The sequence below is a fragment of the Rhizobium sp. WYCCWR10014 genome, from assembly GCF_001657485.1.
GTDB lineage: Bacteria > Pseudomonadota > Alphaproteobacteria > Rhizobiales > Rhizobiaceae > Rhizobium.
This window is the reverse complement of the sequence record NZ_LXFU01000048.1, coordinates 177,761-195,664: the sequence shown is the minus strand read 5'-3', so window position 1 is coordinate 195,664 and position 17,904 is coordinate 177,761. Positions and strand designations below refer to the sequence as shown.

Genomic DNA, 17,904 nt, shown 5'->3' with positions numbered 1-17,904 from the left:
GATGCCACAGAGGCGTGACACATTCAAGAGGAGCGGAAGTTGATGTGATCGCGGGCGCACTTCTTCTCCCGGTTGGAAGAAGAAGTGCGCCGCAAGGGTCAATTGGCAATGCCGAACTCAGAGGGCCGTCATCACTCGGCGGCCATTGCCCTTGCCTCTTGCAGCTGCGGCTCCTCGACCTTCTTGTGGCCGATCAGGCGGCCGAGGAAGTTTCCGAAGCGGTCCATCTCGACGAAGATGACCGGGGTGATGAAGAGCGTCAGCATCTGCGAGACGATCAGGCCGCCGACGACGGCGATGCCGAGCGGCTGGCGCAGTTCCGAGCTTGCGCCAGTGCCGAGCGCGATCGGCAGGGCGCCGAGCAGGGCGCAGAAGGTTGTCATCATGATCGGCCGGAAGCGCCGCACGCAGGCCTCGTGGATCGCCACCGTCGCCTTTTCGCCGGTCGTGCGCATGGTCTCCACCGCCACGTCGATCATCATGATCGCGTTCTTCTTGACGATGCCGATCAGCATCAAGAGGCCGATCAGGGCGATGATCGACAGGTCGAAACCCATGATATCAAGCGCCAGCAGCGCACCGAAGGCCGCGGCCGGCAGGCCGGAGAGGATGGTGAGCGGGTGGATGAAGCTCTCGTAGAGCACGCCGAGCACGACATAGATGGTCAGCACCGCCGCCAGGATGAGGTATGGCGTATTGCCCTGCGACTGCTCGAAAATCTCAGCCGTACCGCCATAGGAGGTGAAGACGTCGGCCGGCATGCTGAGCTCCGTCTTGATCTGATCGATCCTCGCCGTCGCGTCGCTGAGCGAGACGCCTTCCGGCAGGTTGAAGGAAACGGTGGTCGAGACGAGCTGGCCCGTCTGGTTGATGGTCACAGGGCCGACTGTGCGCTCGACATGTGCGAAGTTCGAAAGCGGCACCAGGCTGCCATTGGCCGATGCGACACGGATTTCCGAGAGCTTCTGGTCGTCCCACGGCTTGCTCGTGTCATATTCGACGATGACGTCATAGCTGTCGCCGGTCGACTGGATTTCCGCGGCGGCAAACCCGCTGAAGGATTCCTGCAGCGTCGTGCGCAGCGTGTCGTTGTCGATCCCGTAAGCGGCTGCCCGCTCGGTATCGATGACGATATTGGCCTGCAAGGCGTTATTCTGGGCGTCCGATGTTACGTCGGTGAACAGGCGATCCTTGCGCATCGCTGCCTGGATCTTGCCGGACCAGAGGTTGGTCTGGTCGACGTTCAGCGCCTGCACGACCAACTGATACTGGCTGGCGGTCTGGCGGCCGCCGAAGCGCAGGCTCTGGTTCGGCGTCACGAAGGCTTGAAGGCCCGGGATTTTGTTGATCGCCGTGCGGAGCTCACGCAGCGTTTGGTCAAGCGGCGCACGCTGCTTCTTGTCCTTGAGTTCGACGAACATCGAGCCGTTGTTCTGCGGCTTGTTGGGGTTGCCTCCGATCGTCGACATGACGTGGTTGACCGCGGGGTTCGCCTTGACGACGGCTGCCGCCTCCTGCTGCAGCGCCGCCATCGCCGAATAGGAAATGTCCTGCCGGGCCTGCGTGCTGATCGTCAGGCGGCCGATATCCTCCTGTGGGAAGAAGCTCGTCGGCAACGTCATGAAGAAATAGATCGTCAGCGCGACCGAGGCGAGGAAAACCCCGAGGATCGCAGGGCGGTGACCAAGGCACCAGCCGACCGCCCGGTCGTAGCCGCGCAGCGTCCGTTCGAAGCCGGCATCGAAGATGCGGATGATGAGCGGCGGGCGGCTCTGGTGGTTGGACAGACGCGAGGCGAGCATCGGCGTCACGGTCAGCGAGACGATTGCCGAGGAGATGATCGCAATCGCAACCACCATGCCGAATTCGTTGAACACGCGGCCGACAACCCCGCCCATCAGCAGGATCGGGATGAAGACCGCGATCAACGAAACCGACATGGAAATGATGGTGTAGCTGACTTCGCCCGCACCCTTGATCGCCGCTTCCCGCACCGGCATGCCTTCCTCGACATGGCGCAGAATGTTCTCGAGCATGACGATGGCGTCATCCACCACGAGCCCCACCGCGAGCGTTAGCCCGAGCAGCGAGATGTTGTCGATACTGTAGCCCAGCACATACATCATGCCGAAGGTCGAGATCAGCGACAGCGGAACGGCGAGCCCGGGAATGATCGTCGCAGTCGCATGGCCGGTGAAGAGGTAGATGACAAGAACGACGAGGCCGATCGTCAGGAGCAGCGTGAACTTCACGTCGGAGATGGCATCGCGAATCGGTTTTGCGGCATCGTTCATGACGACCGTGTTGACCGAGGACGGGATCTCGGCGTGAAGCTGCGGCAGCTTGGCGTTGATCGCGTCGACGACATCGACCGTATTGGCATCAGGCTGGCGCTGGATGGCAAGGATGATGCCGCGCTGGCCGTCATACCAGCTGCCGGTATACTGGTTCTCGACACTGTCCTGCACATCGGCAATATCGCCAAGGTGGATCGGCGCGCCGTTCGGATTGGCAATGACGAGCGAACGGAATTGTTCGGCGTTGGTGCGCTGCGTGTTCGCCGTGATGGTCATGCTCTGCGAATTGTTCTGCAGCGTGCCGACCGGCTGCTGGGCGTTGGCGGCAGCAAGCGCCTTGTTGACGGTGTCGATGCCGATGCCGCGGGTCAAAAGCTTGTTGGGATCGACCTCGACGCGCACGGCATAGGTCTGCGCACCGAAGACGCTGACCTGGGCCACGCCGGGAAGCGTCGAAAGTGACGGCGAGATGATGTTCTCGGCGATGTCGTCCAGCTTGCTGCGCGGCATGGTGTTGCTCTGTATCGAGAGCAGCATGACAGGCGCATCGGCCGGGTTCGTCTTGCGATAACTCGGCGGCGTCGTCAGATTGTCGGGCAGTTGCCGGGTGGCATGCGAGATCGCCGCCTGAACGTCGGCCGCGGCCGCGTCGATATCGCGATTGAGATCGAACTGCAGCACGATGCTGGTGCTGCCGAGTGAGCTCGAAGCGCTGATTTCGGTGATCCCGGGAATGGTCTCGAACTGCTTGATCAGCGGCGTCGAAACCGAGGTCGCCATCGTCTGCGGCGAGGCGCCGCTCAACTGCGCCGAAACGTTGATGGTGGGAAAGTCGACCTGCGGCAGGGCCGCGACGGGTACGAGCTGATAACCGGCAAGACCGGCCAGAATGACGCCGATTGCAAGCAGCGTCGTGGCGACGGGGCGCTGGATACAGAAATTCGGGATCATTGCTGAGCTCCCACCGCGATCGTCTCGGAGGGCTGCTGTCGCCGAGGCTCTTCGGCGGAGGCGACATCAAGCGCCTTTTCATCGAACTGCTCGTTGATCGCCTGCTGGTCGCTGAGCTGGCCCTGGCCCTCGACGACGACGTGATCGCCTGCCTGAAGACCCGATTCTATGGCGGTGAAGCCGCCATTTGCGCGGGCAACGGTGACGGCCGTCAGATGCGATTTGCCGTCCTTGGCGACGAAGGCGAAGAAACCCTCCGGGCCGGGGCTGACGGCAACCGTCGGCACCACCACCTGCTGTTCGTCATTGTTGAAATGCACGACGATGTTGATCGACTGGCCGGGCCAGAGCGCGCCGGAGGCATTCTCGAATTTCGCCTTGGCGAGGATCGTGCCCGAGGCGGTGTCGACCGTGTTGTCGTAGAAGCTGATCTCGCCCTTTCGGACTTGCCCCTTGGTGGAGCTGGGAGCGGTGCTGACCTCGACTGGGCCGCTTGCCAAAGCGCTCTTCAGCTCCCGCAGGTAGCGTTCCTGAAGGTGAAATTTGACATAGATCGGATCGTATTTCGCGATGGTGACGATTGCCGAGCCAGCACTGAGGAAAGCGCCCTTGCTGATGGCGATATCGCCGAGCCGGCCGTCGAAGGGAGCGCGGATATCGGTGTTCTCGAGCAAGATCTGATCGGAGGCAAGCGACGCCTTGTCGGCGTCAACAGTGGCTGCAGCGGTATCGCGGGCGGCGACCGCCTGGTCGAGGCTCTGCTGGGTGCCGGCCTTCTGGTTGAAGAGGTCCTGCGCGCGCGTCAATGCGGTCGCGGCTTCCGAAAGGGTTGCCGCGTCGCGCACGATCATCGCATTGTCCTTGTCGACGGTGGCCTTGGCCGTCCGGTCGTCCAGCTTGGCGATCAGGTCGCCGGCTTTCACGGTCGCCCCATCCTGCGCATCGATGCTGACGATCAGGCCCTGTTCCTGTGCGGCAATCGTCGTATTGTCATCGGCATCGGCCCAGCCGGTCGCCGTCACGTCCATCGGCAGCGTCGTTTTCACGGCTGCGACTGTTTTGACGACTGTTGGACCGCCGCCGCCGCGTCTGCGCCCGCCGCCCTGATGTTGCCCCCCATCCTGATTGGCGGCCTGACCCTGATTGGTTTGCGCCTGATCGGCCTGTGCCTGCTGCCCGCCACCATTGCCGCCGGCCGGCTGCTTGATGAACTGCGAGAGGTAGGGAATGCGGGAGGCATAAGGGATCTGATTCCCGAATTGCCACACGCCGATGGCGGCAATTGCGATAACGCTGACGGTGATCCAAAATTTCTTCATGGGCGAGAACCGGTCTTGAGCAAGGTTGCAAATTTTATGCTCTGATTGAGCTGCTTATATTGCGGCGCAAAAAAGACATAATTTCCGGTGCGCGATCACTAAGTGGTTATAACGGCTTAAAATTTTGTAATGAATATTCCGTAATATTCAAACTATACTAATATAGAGCGAGTGTAGTCCGATGCCGTCCGACGGCGGAGGCGAAGGCGGTTCGCCAGGCGATTATGCCGGCCCGTATGCCGTCCATTGCGCGGCAAGAACACGGAAAAACGAGACAAGGCAGGTCGCCATGACTGAGTTGGACGCCAGCGAATTTCGTTCTCTCATAACAAGCGTGTTTCCTGAACTCACGGCCTCCGTCTTCAGGCTGGCGGCGAAGGGCTGGGATTCGCTTGCCGTCGACGTCGATGACACGTTGATCTTCAAGTTTCCCCGCCATTCAAGTGCGGAAAGAGCGCTTGTGAAGGAAGCTGCCTTGCTCGACGTCGTTCGGCCGTCGCTGTCGATGGCGGTTCCCGACATGCGCATTCACGACGGCCCGCCGATCTTCTCCAGCCATGCCAAGCTCGACGGCGAACATCTCATTGCCGAAGATTACGATGCGCTTGGCGAAGGCGATCGTCAGCGCCTCGCGGAAGATCTCGCCCGTTTTTACGCCGAGTTGCATGTGCTTGATGCCGATCGCATACGGTCGGCCGGTGCCGGTGCGATCCAGCCATGGCAATCGCCCGAGACGGTGCGAATAAAGGCTTTGCCGCTGCTGCCGCCTGACATCAGGAGTTTTGCGCAGGCCATTATTTCCGATTTCGAAACCTTGCCGCCCGATCCCTACGGCAACATCTACGGCTTCTTCGACGGTCATGGCTGGAACATGGCCTTCGACCATGCGCAAAGGAGGCTGAACGGCATCTTTGATTTCGCCGATTCCGGCTTTGGCCCGCTGCACCAGGAATTCATCTACTCGAATTTCATCTCGCCCGATCTGACCGCACGCATCATATCCGCCTATGAAATGCTGACCGGACGCAGGCTCGACCGGCGCCGCATTGCGATCCTGACCGGCTTCCATCGTCTTTCCGAGCTCGCCGAACTTGCGGACGATCCGACTAACGTCGAACAGATGATCCGAAGTGTGGCGACATGGGCGGCGGCAGCCCGCGTCGGCTGAGAGGGAATGTCAGACGGATCGTGCCGCGCCGCCGTCGCAGCGGATGAGCGAGCCGGTGATGTAGCTTGCCGGCTGGCTGCACAGGAAGGCAGCCGTCGCGGCGAATTCCTCGACCCTGCCGTAGCGGCCGACTGGAATGCGCGCTTCCTTGTCGGTGCGGATCTCCTCGATGCTCTTGCCGGTCCGCTTTGCCGCAGCCCCGTCGAGATCGTCGAGCCGCGCCGTCAGGATGCTGCCGGGCAAGAGCAGGTTGGTGGTGACGCCGAAGCCTGCCACTTCGGAGGCAAGCGTCTTGCTCCAGCCGGCAAGGGCCGGGCGCAGCGTATTCGACAGCGCCAGATTGGCAATCGGTTCGATCACGCCGGATGAGGCAACCGTGAGGATGCGGCCCCAGCCCTGCGCCTTCATGCCGGGCAGCAGCGCATTGGTGAGCGTGATCACGCGCGCGACCATGGAGAGGAAATAGCTTTCGAGCTTTTCGCCCGTCATGTCCTCCGTCGTGCCGGGCGTCGGTCCGCCGGTATTGTTGACGAGGATATCGAGCCCGCCGAACTTCTCCTTCACCGCCGTCGTCGTCATTTCGACGAAGCGTTCGTCCCCGAGATCGGCCCAGATCCAGTCGGCCCGGCCTTTGCCTTCGCCATTGATCGCCTGGCAATTGGCCTCCAGCTGTTCGCCACTGCGCCCGCAGAGCAGCACGTTTGCGCCCTCCCGCGCCAGCGCCACGGCGATGCCGAGGCCGAGGCCGCGCGAAGAGGCGAGGACGAGTGCCCGTTTGCCCTTGATGCCGAGATCCATGATTGTCCTCCGATAGCTTTGATCGATGTATAAGGCGCAAGCGGCGGAAAAGGAAAGGCCATGTGACCGGTTCGAAAGCGTTTGATAATTGACGTTGACGTAAACGTTATGTAATTCTGCCGCACGAGGCGTCATCATTGTGCGAATTGGAAGATTGGCTGTCGTATCCCGGCTCGACAATGCTTTCTCGTTTTGACAAGAAAGTGCCATGACGGGGATGACGGCCGCGTGCCGCCAAGCGGAGACGAGTGAATGACCGAGACGACTGAGCTGCCCGAACGCGAGAGCATGGAATTCGACGTTGTGATCGTCGGCGCCGGTCCGGCCGGTCTTGCAGCGGCGATCCGGTTGAAGCAGGTCAATCCGGAACTCTCCGTTGTCGTGCTGGAGAAGGGCGCGGAAGTTGGCGCCCATATCCTCTCTGGCGCCGTCGTCGACCCGATCGGCATCGACCGGCTGCTGCCGGATTGGCGTAAAGAGGCCGACCACCCGTTCAAGACCGAGGTCAGCGCCGATCACTTCCTGCTGCTCGGTCCGGCCGGCTCTGTTCGCCTGCCGAATGTGCTGATGCCGCCGCTGATGAACAATCACGGCAACTACATCGTCTCGCTTGGGCTCGTCTGTCGCTGGCTGGCGACCAAGGCCGAAGAACTCGGCGTCGAGATCTATCCGGGTTTTGCCGCCACCGAAGTGCTCTACAATGACGAGGGTGCGGTCATCGGGGTCGCCACCGGCGACATGGGCATCGAGAAGAACGGCGAGCCCGGGCCGAACTATACCCGCGGCATGGAACTGCTCGGCAAATATGTACTGATCGGCGAGGGCGTGCGTGGCTCGCTCGCCAAGCAGCTGATTGCCAAGTTCGATCTGCAAAAAGACCGTGAACCGCAAAAATTCGGCATCGGTATCAAGGAACTCTGGCAGGTCAAGCCCGAGAACCACAGGCCGGGCCTGGTACAGCACTCCTTCGGCTGGCCGCTCGGCATGAAGACCGGCGGCGGCTCCTTCCTCTATCACCTGGAAGACAATCTGGTGGCAGTCGGTTTCGTCGTCCACCTCAATTACAAGAACCCCTATCTCTATCCCTTCGAGGAATTCCAGCGCTTCAAGACCCATCCGGCGATCCGCACCACCTTCGAGGGCGGCAAGCGGCTCTCCTATGGGGCGCGTGCCATCACCGAGGGCGGCTACCAGTCGGTGCCGAAGCTTTCCTTCCCCGGCGGGGCGCTGATCGGCTGTTCGGCCGGTCTCGTCAACGTGCCGCGCATCAAGGGCAGCCACAATGCGGTGCTGTCGGGCATGCTGGCGGCCGAGAAGATCGCCGCCGCGATTACCGCCGGCCGCAGTCATGACGAAGTGACCGAGATCGAGAATGAATGGCGCAAGGGCGACATCGGCCGCGATTTGAAGCGGGTGCGCAACGTCAAGCCGCTGTGGTCGAAGTTCGGCACGGCGCTTGGTGTGGCGCTCGGCGGCTTCGACATGTGGACCAACACGCTGTTCGGCTTTTCCGTCTTCGGCACGCTGAAACATGGCAAGACCGATGCTGAGAGCCTGGAGCCGGCGTCGCAGCACAAGCCGATCGCCTATCCGAAACCCGATGGCGTCTTGACCTTCGACCGGCTGTCCTCGGTGTTCCTGTCGAACACCAATCATGAGGAGGACCAGCCGGTGCATCTGCAGGTCAAGGACATGGCGCTGCAGAAATCGTCCGAGCATGACATCTATGCCGGCCCGTCGACGCGCTACTGTCCGGCCGGCGTCTATGAATGGGTGGAAAAGGACGGCAAGGACGTCTTCGTCATCAACGCCCAGAACTGCGTGCACTGCAAGACCTGCGACATCAAGGATCCCAACCAGAACATCAACTGGGTGCCGCCGCAGGGCGGTGAGGGGCCCGTCTATCCGAATATGTGAGGCGGATTATCCCCACCGCGACAATTCTTGCGTGCTGACGCCTTCGTGATCGCCTTCTGCCGGAGGCTGTTAGCCGTTCGTTAACCATAATTTCCTTAGCTTGCGACATCAAGTTGACGCACTAAGGACACATTCATGACGATCTCCCGCCGGGGCTTTCTGATCGCTCTGCCGCTTTTCGTGGCCGGCTGCTCTTCGACCGGTCTGAACAGCCAGACCAATTATGCAGCACTTCCGGACGAAAAATTCCCGCTGAAGCAGGTGCCGATCGACAAGATCAAGCCGGAGCTCCGCCGCCAGGAAGTGACCTACGAAACCACCCATGCTGCCGGCACCGTGATCGTCGATACACCCGCGCGCCGCGCCTATTACGTCCTCGGCGGCGGCAGGGCGATGCGTTATGGCGTCGGTGTCGGCCGCGAGGGGCTGGCCTTTGCCGGTAACGCCTATATCGGCCGCAAGGCCGAGTGGCCCAGCTGGACACCCACCGAAAACATGCAGCGCCGTGAAGAGCGCTATCGCAAGCTTGCCGGCGGCATGCCCGGCGGCCCGAACAACCCGCTCGGTGCGCGGGCCATGTACCTCTTCCGCGGCGGCAACGACACGCATTTTCGCATTCATGGCACCAACCAGCCGCAATCGATCGGTCTCGCCATGTCGAGCGGCTGTGTCCGCATGATGAACCACGACGTGATCGACCTCTATAGCCGCGTCGAAGTCGGCGCCAGGGTTGTTGTCATTCAGGCTTAAGCTATAGAGAGACGGCATTTCTCATGAAAAAGCCGCCGTAGCGATTGCTGCCGGCGGCTTTCGAAGTGTCGGCCCTAGCTGGTTAGCGGCGCGGTGCAGCAATACCGGTCGAAAGCGCCACGCCGATGCCGGTGATCACGGCGGCGCTGATTTCCGTCATGCCGATCGCTTCGCCAAGCAGGAAGCCGCCGCCAAGCGTTGCGAGCACCGGCGTCAGCGCCGTGAAAGCGGCGGCCTGAGTTCCGCCAAGTGTTCTGACGGCGGTGCCGTAGGCGACCACGGCGACGAGGCCGGAAAGAACGCCCTGGCTCAGCACCTGCAGGCCGATCTCCTGAAGTGAGGCCTGTGGCAGCGAGATCCCGAAGGTGAGGGCCAGCGCGCCCATGATCAGGAAGGACCAGACGGCGATCAGGGCGCTCGCCTGCACAGCGGTCAGGCCTGAGCGGCGGAAGGCATGCGTATAGCTTGCCCAGAGAACGGCGCCGGCCGGCAGCAGAACGAAGCTTGTCCATGGCAGCGAAGCGTCCGCAAGGCTGCGCGTGAGCAAGATCAGCACGCCCCCAACGATTGCGATAAGTCCTGCGATGCGGGTGCCGTCAGGCCTCTCGCGAAACAGCGCAATCCCGATCAGCGCCGCGGCAAGCGGCATGGAGCCGCCGAGCAAAATCCCTGAGGAGGCGGCCGGCGTCGAGTGGATTGCCAGCGTCGTCAGCAGGAAGAAGACGGCGCCAGAACCGGACACCATGATCGCCAGCAGATGAAGCGGCAGGCCCTTCGGCAGCAGCCCCGTCTTCAGCCAGACGGGTGCAAGCACCAGCGCCGGAATTCCGAAGCGGATCAGCCCGATGTCGATCGAGCCGAGCGGCGTTGCGGCGCTGTGGCGGGTGACCAGAAACCATGTCGCCCAGATCAGCACGGTAATAGTGCCGCCGGCATAACCCAGTAGCTGCGACGGCGACTTGTCGTTTGTAAATGCAATGGTGGTCATCGTCTTAATCCTTTCCTCCGTCCGGAGCCTGTCCGGTTGAGGAAAAGATTAGCGCCAGTGGCCAGGGCATGTCCTTGCTATCTATGGCTATAAAATCATGCTATGCGCAATCTTCTGCCAATTGGTGCCAACAAAGATCGCGGAAATGCCAAATCTCGATAAATTCGATATCGCCATACTGAAGTGCCTACAGGAGGATGCGCGGGCTACCAATGTCGAGATTGCCGAGAAAGTGAACCTTTCGCCGTCGCCCTGTCTGCGCCGCATCCGCAATCTCGAACGGTCCGGGATCATCCGCGGTTACACGGCGGATATCGACCGCAAGGAGGTCGGTCTCGGCCTCACCGTCTTCGTCGAATTCAAGGTGGTCCAGCATAGCCGCGAAAATTCCGAGGCGCAGCAGAAGGCGCTGCTCGCCATCCCCGAGATCGTCTCCTGCTTCCTGATCTCAGGTACGGCCGATTTCCTCGCCGAAGTGGTGGTGGAGGATCTCGCCGCCTACGAAAGGCTTCTGACCGAAACGCTGTTGACCCTGCCGAATGTCAGCGACATCCGCTCGAACTTCGCCATCCGCAGCATCAAGACGCATGGGCCGTTGAAGCTGCCCGAGGGGAAATGATTCCCCTCGGGGCTTGCTTGCGAGTTAGAGCAGCGTCCCGCTGAGGATGAGCAGCGCCACCGAGAAGTAGATGACGAGCCCGGTGACATCGACCAGCGTGGCGACGAAGGGGGCCGAGGCGCTGGCCGGATCGAGCCGGAGCTTCTGCAGCAAGAAGGGCAGCATCGAGCCGCAGATCGAACCGAAGGTGACGATCCCGATCAGGGCGGCAAACACCGTGACGGCGACCATCTGCCAGTGCGGGCCGTAATCGTAGAGCCCGGCCGACTGCCAGAAGACGATGCGGATGAAGCCCACCAGGCCGAGGATCGCGCCGAGCACGATGCCCGTCGGCAGTTCGCGCAAAAGCACCTTCCACCAGTCCGAAAGCTTCAGCTCGCCGAGCGCCAGCGCCCGGATGATCAGCGACGTTGCCTGCGAACCGGAATTGCCGCCCGAGCTCATGATCAGCGGGATGAACAGCGTCAGCACCACGGCTTTTTCCAGCTCGCCTTCGAAATGCTGCATGGCGCTTGCCGTCAGCATCTCGCCGAGGAACAGGGCTGCGAGCCAGCCGGCGCGCTTGCGGATCATGCCGGCGAAGCTGATCTTCATGTAGGGCTGGCCGAGCGCCTCCATGCCGCCGAACCTCTGGGTGGCTTCCGTCGTGTCCGATATCATCGTATCGATCACGTCGTCGACGGTGACGATGCCGAGTATCTGCCCATGTTCGTCGATGACGGGCAGGGCGAGCAGGTCGTGCTTGCGGATCAGCCGGGCGACATCCTCCTGCTTCATCAGCGGATCGGCCGAAACCGGCGCGCCCTTCTGTGCCACGGAGAGGATCGAAGCGTCCGGCTCGCCGGTGATCAGGCGACGCAGCGTCACCACATGCAGCAGCGCATGGCTGACCTCGTCCAGCACATAGATGGCGTAGACGGTCTCGCGCGAGCGTTCGACCTGACGCACATGGTCGAGTGTGCGGGCGACGGTCCAGCTGTCAGGCACGCTGACGAACTCCGTCGTCATGATGCCGCCCGCCGTGCGCGGCGGATAGCCCATCAGGTGCTGGATCGCGATGCGCACCGGTTCGTCGAGGCTGGAGAACAGCCGGGCGCGGGTTTCGCCGTCGAGTTCAAGCAGCACGTCGGCGACGCGGTCGTTCGACATGCCGTGCAGCAGCCGGGCGGCGTCCTCGGCGCTTATCAGCGCAAGGATCTGTGCGGCATTGCGAAGCTCCGGCCGGTCGAGAATGTTGACCGCATAGTCCAGCGGCATGCCGCAGAGAACACGTCCGGCGTCCTGGACGCTCAGCGCGTTCAATGATTCAACGCGTTCGGCGATCGTTGCGCCGCGGCTGTTGTTGATGAAGGCACGGGCGGCATGGCCTGCCCGAAGAGGGAAGCGATTGATATTCATTTGAGGCTCGCCTTTCCGTCGATCCGCCGTAGCGTCCGATCGGGCGAGCCGACAGGAGTCGGTCAGCGCACGAGGGCCGCGTACGGCAAAGGCAATCGACTGCTACTGTCGCTTGGCATCGTTATGATGGCTCCGTTGAAATCCGTGGCTGACGAGTGTCGTCCACGTGAATGCTAGGTGGTCCCGAACGCCGAAAAAGTCAAGCGGGGTAAATGCTTAACGCCAGAATGTCGCACCCTGCGATGCGGCATTCCGGGCGGGTATGGCCAGGCGGGTATGGTTTGCAGACCTCGCTGGCCCGAAGCGGTCTCAGAATCCGGCAAGCACCGCCTTGCCCTTCATTCTGCCGCTTTCGACCATGGCATGCGCCGTCTTGAGGTTCGCCGCATTGATCGGCCCGACGATCTCCGAAAGCGTCGTGCGGATCTTTCCGTCGTCGACGAGCTCGGAAATCTTGTTCAGCAGCTTGTGCTGCTCGATCATGTCAGGGGTGCCGTAGAGCGGGCGGGTGAACATCAGCTCCCAATGAACGGAGACGGCCTTGCGCTTGAAGGGTACGATATCGAGCGTCTTAGGATCGTCGATCAGCGCGAAGCGGCCCTGCGGCGCAATCGCTTCGACGATGTCGCCGATATGACTGTCGGTATTGGTGGTCGAGAATATGAATCCCGGCGCGCCGATGCCGAGCGCTGCCACCTGCGGCGCGATCGGTTTGGAATGGTCGACGACGTGATGCGCGCCGAGTTCCTTCACCCAGTCCTGCGTTTCCGGCCGCGAGGCCGTGGCGATCACCGTCAGGTCGGTCAGTGCCCGGGCGATCTGAATGGCGATCGAGCCGACCCCGCCGGCGCCGCCGATGATCAGGATGGATCGTGCCGCTCCCGAAACCGCGTCCTGCACCTTCAGCCGGTCGAACAGCGCTTCGTAGGCCGTGATCGAGGTCAGCGGCAGGGCGGCCGCGGCCGCGAAATCGAGGCTCTTCGGTTTGGCGCCGACGATGCGCTCGTCGACGAGATGGAATTCGGCATTGCTGCCCGGGCGGCTGATGACGCCGGAGTAGAACACCTCGTCGCCGGGCTTGAACAGGGTGACATCGGCGCCGATGGCCTTGACGACGCCGGCGGCGTCCCAGCCGAGCACCTTGAGCTCGTCCGCGGGTGGTGCGGAATGGGCGCGCACCTTCACGTCGACGGGATTGACCGAAACCGCTTTGATTTCGACAAGCAGATCGTGGCCCCCAGCCTCCGGCATCGGCAGTTCGACATCGATCAGCGAGGTTTCGGCGGAGATCGGTTGGGGCGTTTTATAGGCGACGGCGCGCATGGGAAACTCCTGTGTTCGTTGCACGGAAGCTAGATGCGCACTATGTTCTGACAACACAAGAATGCACAAATTCTGTACGTAGTACCCAAAAGGATACTGTAAAATGTCATTGCCGCGCGCCAAGCTCGTCAAGAACTTCCCCGGCTGCCCGGTCGAAGCGACGCTGACTTACCTCGACGGGAAGTGGAAGGGCGTGATCCTCTTTCATCTGATGGAGGGAACCCTGCGCTTCAACGAATTGCGGCGCAAGCTGCCGGCCGTGACCCAGCGCATGCTGACCAAGCAGCTGCGTGAACTGGAAGAGTCCGGCCTGGTATCACGCACCGTCTATCCGGTCGTGCCGCCGAGGGTCGAATATGCAATGACGCCGCTCGGCATGACGCTGAAGCCTGTCATCCTGGCGTTGGCCGCATGGGGTGACGATTATGTCTTCTGCAGCCCGGAAGGCCGCGAGCTGCGCTTGGCCTCAGACGGCCTGCGCGCTCCGGTCGCGGCGCTCGAGGCGTAGCGAGGCTGCAAAGACGAAGAGGCCGAGAAAGGACAGCGCCGCGCCGACATAACCGGTCGCCGCAAAACCGTAACCGCCGGCGATAACCAGGCCGCCGAGCCAGGCGCCGATCGCATTGGCGATGTTGAAGGCGGAATGGTTGGAAGCGGCCGCAAGCGTCTGCGCGTCGGCGGCGACATCCATCAGCCGCGTCTGCAGCGCCGGGCCGGCGGCAAAGCCGCAGCCGACGAGGAAGACGGAGAGGCCGAGCAAATAGGGATTGGCGGCGGTCAGCGAGAAGGTGGTCAGGACGACGATATTATAAATGAGCGACCCGCCGATCGTGCCGAGCAGCGATTTGTCGGCGAGCCACGAGCCGATGAAATTGCCTGCATTCATGCCGACGCCGAAGAGGACCAGCATGATCGGGACCGCCGTTTCCGGCAGCATCGCCACCTCAGTCGTCGTCGAGGCGATATAGCTGAACATTGCGAACATGCCGCCGTAACCGACGGCGGCGATGCCGAGCGTCAGCCACACCTGCGGCCGGCGGAAGGCGCCGAGTTCGCGAAGGAAGCCCGCTTCCGCGGAAACCCTGTCCTTCGGAACGTAGAACCAGATCAGCGCCACCGTCAGCAGGCCGAGCACGCCGACCGAGAAAAACGCCACCTGCCAGTCGAGCGACTGGCCGAAGAAGGTCGTCAACGGCGTGCCGAGAAGTGTCGCAACGGTCAGGCCGAGCATGACGCGGCCGACGGCGCGGGCTCGGCGATGCGCCGGCACCATCGAGGCGGCGACAAGGGCCGCGACGCCGAAATAAGCGCCATGCGGCAGGCCGCTGACGAAGCGCAGCAGCGTGAAGCTTTCGAAGGTCGGCGCCATGGCGCTTGATATGTTGCCGGCGGCAAAGATCAGCATCAGGGTCAAAAGCAGCGTGCGGCGCGCCATCTTCGCGGCGAGCACGGCAATGACGGGTGCGCCGACGACGACGCCGAGCGCATAGGCGCTGATGACGTAACCGGCTTGCGGCGTCGTGACCGAGAAGGTCTCGGCGACATTGGGCAGCAATCCCATGATCGCGAATTCGCCGGTGCCGATGCCGAAGCCGCCGCAGGCGAGCGCCAGCTGAACCAGCGCCACGGTCATTGCCGACGGCAGCGCTTCATCCTGGCTATCAACTGAAATATTGGCGGCAATCTCACTCACGAGAGCTCCTCGAGGCGGTTTCTGCTTGGCAATGGCCCTGCCACAGGCGTGGCCGCAAGCCGATCGGTGGAAATGGCGGGAGGTGGAGACGATGTTTCCGATAGACCATCTATCCGTGAGCTCGCGGCTGCCGTCGAGTGCATTTTTTGCAGTGCAGCGTCCTGCTATGTGCATACGTCTATTGCAATTTTTGCATTTCTGCCGTTTGTCAGGAAAGAAGGCTGCGCTTGAAATCGCCGATATCGCAACCATCTCAGGGGCAAGGCAGGAGCATTTCCGCGCCAGGGACGGGAGCTCTTATGAAGCTTGTAGGCTTTTTCAATCGCGACGGCGGGACCTTCAAGACCACCGACATGCTGGCCTATGAAAAAAGGGCGGAGGCAGCTTTCCGCGAAGCGGGGCACGATTTCGACGCCATCGTCTTCTCAGGAAAGGAAATCGTTCCCGCCATGGAGAGGGCGGCCAAGCGCGACGATATCGACGGTATCGTCGCCGGCGGCGGCGACGGCACGATTTCGGCGGCGGCATCGATTGCCTGGAAAAACGGAATTGCGCTCGGCGTCGTGCCCGCCGGCACGATGAACCTTTTTGCCCGCTCGCTGCGTGTGCCGCTCGACATCTGGCAGGCGCTCGATGTGCTTGCCTCCGGTGAGGTCGACAATGTCGATATCGCCAGTGCCAACGGCCGGCCCTTCATCCACCAGTTTTCCGCCGGCCTGCATGCCCGCATGGTGCGCTACCGCAACGCCTACAGCTATCGGTCCCGGCTGGGCAAGATCCGGGCGAGCACGAAGGCGGCTTTGGGCGTCATCTTCAACCCGCCGGAATTCGAGGTCGAGTTCGAGGCGATTGGCATGCGCGAGCGCCGCAGGGTGTCGGCGATATCAGTCTCCAACAATCCCTTCGGCGAGAACGCGCTGCTCTACGCCGATAATTTGAGAAGCGGCGAACTCGGCTTCTACACGGCAAATCCGCTGAAACCCCTCGGTGTCGCCCGTCTCGCCATCGACATGCTGCGCGGCAAGGTCCGCGAGAATGCCGATGTCATGGTGATGCATCCGGCCGAAGTGCACCTGCATTTCCCGAAACTGCGCTACAAGGCCAATTGCGTCATGGACGGCGAGCTGCTGCCGCTCGAACGCGACGTCTCGATCCGGCTACATCCGGGCGAGTTGAAGGTTCTCGTCAAGCAGGGTCTCGCCGCTCAGGTGAATGCAGACGAACGCCGCGAGCCTGCTGCGTAAGTCGGCGCTGCGTAAGTCGCCCGCTGCGTAATTTCAGAGCCGCGGCAGATAGGTGCGGTAATCGAAATCCGAGACGGTGCGCAGATGCGCAAGGGCTTCCTTGCGCTTGGTGTCGCCATAAAGCGCCTGGTAACGCGCGCCGAAGATGTCGGCGATGAACGGCGAGGTGCGGAAGATCTCCACGGCGCTGAGGAAATCATGCGTCAGTCGCGCCGTATTCACAGGTATGTGCGAGGGCGTCGTCTCTTCGCCGGGGTCGAGTTCGCCATCGAGACCGGTGAGCATGCCGCCGAGGATCGCTGCCAGCAGCAGATAGGGATTGGCATCGGCGCCGGCGACGCGATGTTCGATGCGTGCGGCCGGCCCATCCTTGTCGGGGATGCGGATCGCCGTGCCGCGGTGGCCGCTGCCCCAGGTCAGATCGACAGGCGCAAACGAGCCCGGCTGGAAGCGGCGGTAGGAATTGGCGAAGGGGGCGAAGATCAGCTGCGCCTCGCGCATGGTGTTGAGCAGGCCTGCTGTCACCGATTTGAGCAGCTTCGGCTCGCCGCCCTTGGCATCGAGGATGTTGCGGCCTTGGCCGTCGATGATGCTCGCATGCACATGCAGTCCGGAGCCGGCATGTTCGGAATAGGGCTTGGCCATACAGGTCGATTTCAGCCCGTGCCGGCGCGCCGCCTGCTCGGCGATGCGCTTGAGATAGAGGCAATCGTCGGCGGCTGCCAGCGCATCCGCGCGGTGCAGCAGGTTTACCTCGAATTGGCCCGGACCGAACTCCGCCGTCGTCGCATCCGCCGGCAGGTCCTGCGCCTTCGCATAGGCCCTCAGCGTCTGCAAATAGCCATCGAGCGCGTCGACGGCGCTCATGTCGTAGAGCTGGAAACCGTTCGGTTCGCCGCGATAGGTGAGGCTTCCGGGCGGGCAGGGGCGTCCGGTTTCGCGCCAGTCTCCCGACGTCACGTAGAATTCCAGCTCGGTCGCGACGACAGGCGTCAGCCCACGCGCCGCATAGCGCTCGACCACCGAGGCGAGGATGGCGCGTGGATCCATGAAGCTCGGGCTGCCGTCAAATTCGTGCATGGTGGCGAGCACCTGCATCGAGCCTTCGGGCGCCCAGGGCATCGGCGCCAGGCTGCGCCGGTCGGGGATGACTTTGCCGTCGGGGTCGCCGATCGTCAGCGACAGGCCGGTGATATCGTCATTATCGTCACCCCAGATGTCGAGCGATTGCGTCGAGGTCGGCAGGCGGATGTCGCCGGCCCAGACCTTGTCTTCGGTGCCGGGCGGAAGCTGCTTGCCGCGCAGGTCGCCGTTCATGCCGACGATCAGGATCTCGAAACGAGGGTCGCCGCTATCGGTCTTGCCGTCCATCCTGTCGCTCGCCATGACCTTGAAAATCCTCCGGGACAAGGCCAAGCTCCTATCCCATCGACATCAGC

14 protein-coding genes are annotated in these 17,904 nt (G+C 62.3%); 6 read left to right on the top strand and 8 right to left on the bottom strand.

Going from position 1 to position 17,904, the window contains the following annotated elements; translation table 11 throughout:
- Positions 1-131: 131 nt before the first annotated feature.
- Together A6U98_RS26960 and A6U98_RS26955 are read right to left on the bottom strand one after the other, a co-directional pair.
- Positions 132-3,248 carry an efflux RND transporter permease subunit gene (locus tag A6U98_RS26960; protein ID WP_064654030.1) on the bottom strand — a complete coding sequence of 1,039 codons (3,117 nt, stop codon included), beginning with the start codon at positions 3,246-3,248 and terminating at the stop codon, positions 132-134.
- Positions 3,245-4,567 carry an efflux RND transporter periplasmic adaptor subunit gene (locus A6U98_RS26955; RefSeq protein ID WP_064654029.1) on the bottom strand — a complete coding sequence of 441 codons (1,323 nt, stop codon included), beginning with the start codon at positions 4,565-4,567 and terminating at the stop codon, positions 3,245-3,247. Before A6U98_RS26955 ends, A6U98_RS26960 begins: the two co-directional genes overlap by 4 nt.
- A gap of 289 nt (positions 4,568-4,856) precedes the next feature.
- Here A6U98_RS26955 and A6U98_RS26950 point away from each other — a divergent pair, with 289 nt between their 5' ends.
- The gene (locus A6U98_RS26950) at positions 4,857-5,735 is read left to right on the top strand and encodes an aminoglycoside phosphotransferase family protein (protein ID WP_064654168.1); all 879 of its coding nucleotides are present in this window, start codon (positions 4,857-4,859) and stop codon (positions 5,733-5,735) included.
- Between the two features lie 9 nt (positions 5,736-5,744).
- Here A6U98_RS26950 and A6U98_RS26945 read toward each other — a convergent pair whose 3' ends face one another.
- A complete protein-coding gene (locus A6U98_RS26945; RefSeq protein WP_064654028.1) occupies positions 5,745-6,533 on the bottom strand; it encodes an SDR family oxidoreductase in 789 nt (262 codons plus the stop codon).
- Between the two features lie 252 nt (positions 6,534-6,785).
- On the opposite strand from A6U98_RS26945, the gene A6U98_RS26940 reads away from it, so the two are divergent.
- The gene (locus tag A6U98_RS26940) at positions 6,786-8,450 is read left to right on the top strand and encodes an electron transfer flavoprotein-ubiquinone oxidoreductase (protein WP_064654027.1); all 1,665 of its coding nucleotides are present in this window, start codon (positions 6,786-6,788) and stop codon (positions 8,448-8,450) included.
- A 135-nt stretch (positions 8,451-8,585) separates the two neighbouring features.
- On the top strand, positions 8,586-9,200 hold the full coding sequence (locus A6U98_RS26935; RefSeq protein WP_064654026.1) for a L,D-transpeptidase: 615 nt from the start codon (positions 8,586-8,588) through the stop codon (positions 9,198-9,200).
- Between the two features lie 82 nt (positions 9,201-9,282).
- Here A6U98_RS26935 and A6U98_RS26930 read toward each other — a convergent pair whose 3' ends face one another.
- Entirely contained in the window at positions 9,283-10,188 is a 906-nt protein-coding gene (locus A6U98_RS26930) for a DMT family transporter (protein ID WP_064654025.1), read from the bottom strand.
- 97 nt (positions 10,189-10,285) lie between these two features.
- Between A6U98_RS26930 and A6U98_RS26925 the strand changes: the two genes are divergently transcribed.
- Positions 10,286-10,807 (top strand): Lrp/AsnC family transcriptional regulator, encoded by a 522-nt coding sequence (locus A6U98_RS26925; RefSeq protein ID WP_197496446.1) that lies wholly within the window; start codon positions 10,286-10,288, stop codon positions 10,805-10,807.
- A 24-nt stretch (positions 10,808-10,831) separates the two neighbouring features.
- Here the strand turns inward: A6U98_RS26925 and mgtE are convergent, their stop codons facing one another.
- A complete protein-coding gene (gene mgtE, locus A6U98_RS26920; RefSeq protein WP_064654024.1) occupies positions 10,832-12,205 on the bottom strand; it encodes a magnesium transporter in 1,374 nt (457 codons plus the stop codon).
- A gap of 309 nt (positions 12,206-12,514) precedes the next feature.
- Positions 12,515-13,528: a zinc-binding alcohol dehydrogenase family protein gene (locus A6U98_RS26915; protein WP_064654023.1), complete on the bottom strand. Its 1,014-nt coding sequence runs from the start codon at positions 13,526-13,528 to the stop codon at positions 12,515-12,517.
- A 103-nt stretch (positions 13,529-13,631) separates the two neighbouring features.
- Here A6U98_RS26915 and A6U98_RS26910 point away from each other — a divergent pair, with 103 nt between their 5' ends.
- Positions 13,632-14,036, top strand: coding sequence for a helix-turn-helix domain-containing protein (locus A6U98_RS26910; protein WP_064654022.1), 405 nt, complete (start codon positions 13,632-13,634; stop codon positions 14,034-14,036).
- Here A6U98_RS26910 and A6U98_RS26905 read toward each other — a convergent pair.
- The gene (locus tag A6U98_RS26905; protein ID WP_064654021.1) at positions 13,995-15,221 is read right to left on the bottom strand and encodes an MFS transporter; all 1,227 of its coding nucleotides are present in this window, start codon (positions 15,219-15,221) and stop codon (positions 13,995-13,997) included. The two genes, A6U98_RS26910 and A6U98_RS26905, sit on opposite strands and share 42 nt — an antisense overlap.
- Positions 15,222-15,520: 299 nt before the next feature.
- On the opposite strand from A6U98_RS26905, the gene A6U98_RS26900 reads away from it, so the two are divergent.
- Positions 15,521-16,465, top strand: coding sequence for a diacylglycerol kinase family protein (locus tag A6U98_RS26900; RefSeq protein ID WP_064654020.1), 945 nt, complete (start codon positions 15,521-15,523; stop codon positions 16,463-16,465).
- A gap of 33 nt (positions 16,466-16,498) precedes the next feature.
- On the opposite strand, the gene A6U98_RS26895 is transcribed toward A6U98_RS26900, so the two are convergent.
- Positions 16,499-17,851: a glutamine synthetase family protein gene (locus tag A6U98_RS26895; protein WP_064654019.1), complete on the bottom strand. Its 1,353-nt coding sequence runs from the start codon at positions 17,849-17,851 to the stop codon at positions 16,499-16,501.
- Positions 17,852-17,904: the final 53 nt, after the last annotated feature.